This is a genomic window from Corynebacterium sp. HMSC076D02 (assembly GCF_001813815.1).
Taxonomy (GTDB): Bacteria; Actinomycetota; Actinomycetes; order Mycobacteriales; family Mycobacteriaceae; genus Corynebacterium; species Corynebacterium simulans.
The window spans coordinates 1-1,487 of the sequence record NZ_KV814069.1 but is presented as its reverse complement, the minus strand read 5'-3'; the positions used below and the strand labels follow the sequence as shown (position 1 = coordinate 1,487).

The 1,487-nt window shown below is 56.6% G+C and carries 1 protein-coding gene; it reads right to left on the bottom strand.

Going from position 1 to position 1,487, the window contains the following annotated elements; genetic code table 11:
- Positions 1-1,487 (bottom strand): ATP-dependent DNA helicase (locus tag HMPREF2935_RS09715; protein WP_168166299.1); only part of this gene is annotated, 1,487 nt, incomplete at both ends.

The window sequence follows — 1,487 nt, the reverse complement described above, 5'->3', positions numbered from 1 at the left end:
CACAGTTTGGTTGAGCTGGTTAAGGTTTCCTTCCTTTCCAGTAAGGCGAGCAGTTTCCGCGCGATCGTAAGGGTTGTGGGTGCGAAGCCACGTATCGAGTTCTATATCTGCATGCCTGGATACAGGTGGTAGTTGGTTGCGTTTGCCCGTATCAAGCTGGCGAAGCTGTTCATCTAGGCGGTAGCGGATAAGGCGTGCCGGATCGTGGGCGTTGTCAATATCGCGGGTCGCCGCGTCCATGACGGTGCGCGGGTCAATGCCCGCGTCAATGAGTTTTGCCCAGCCGTGGCGGATAGGTTCTGTGCCGTCATCGCTGGTTTCAATCTTTTGAGCAAGGTCACCGGGCAGGGTGTCGATCCAGTCGGGTAGGTAAGCGTCGATGAAGTCGTTGGTGGCCTCATCTTTGCCCATAAGCCATAGGCTCATCATGCGATCGGGTGAGGTCTGCTCGTCTACGACGTCGGCTATGACCTCGCGTGCAGCCTTTGGGCTGTTATCGCGCGAGATTGCCTTATTAAAGACGTCCCTGACACTGGGGGCTTGGCGTATTCCTTGGTAGTGGTAGTGGCCTTCTTCGGCCAGTTCATCTAGCTGGTGTTCGGTAACAGCATAGATGTGGTTGGCGATTTTGCCGCGTGTAAGTGCCACATACAGCCCTGCTCTATCCACGTGGTGGTCGATTACCGCGCGGGTGCAGTCCACGGTGCTGCCCTGGGCGCGGTGGACAGTAGCGGCATAGCCTAGCTGCACATTGTCGTGGACGTAGTCTGCTGGCAGGCACAGGGTCTCACCGGTTGCTGTGTTGCGGGCGGTGATACTGCCGTTGTCGGCAATGGCGGTGACTGTCATAAGGGTGCCGTTGTTGATACGGGTACTCGTAGCAGTCTCATCGTCGTAGAACGTCTGGTTTTTGCGCGCCAGAATCGTATCGCCAACACCGGCTTGTTCACCTCTAGAAAGCTGAGCTTCCACGGTGGTGTCAACCTCACCGTGGGCGATGTAGTGGGCGCGGATTGTCTCGTTGAGTTCTGCCACATCGCGGTTGGTAGCAGCAATGAGAAGGCTGGTTTTACCGCTAGAAATATCAGCCAGGTAGTCTGCTGCGGCTTTACCTAGCATGTCGCTGCGTGCGCCACCATTGACCCAACCACGCTCTGTATAGAAGTCGAAAGTAGACGAATCTCCGTCACGCAAACGCAAGCTGGTGGCGGATTGTTCACGGTCTCCGCCGAAGCGCACGACTTCGGAGAGTTGATTATCCGTGCGGTCTGCGGCGTTGACCATTGCGCCGAATAGTCCGCCGTTTTCTACCGCGCCGAGCTGTTTATGGTCACCGATAAAGCGCACGACTGCGCCTGCTTCCTCGGCAATGTCTAACAGCGAGCCGATGTTAGGGGTCGAGGCCATGCCGGCCTCGTCGACGATGATCATATCGCCCGCGTTAATAGAAACCGGAAGGTCTTTAAGACTATGGCCGGGCTTTGTTG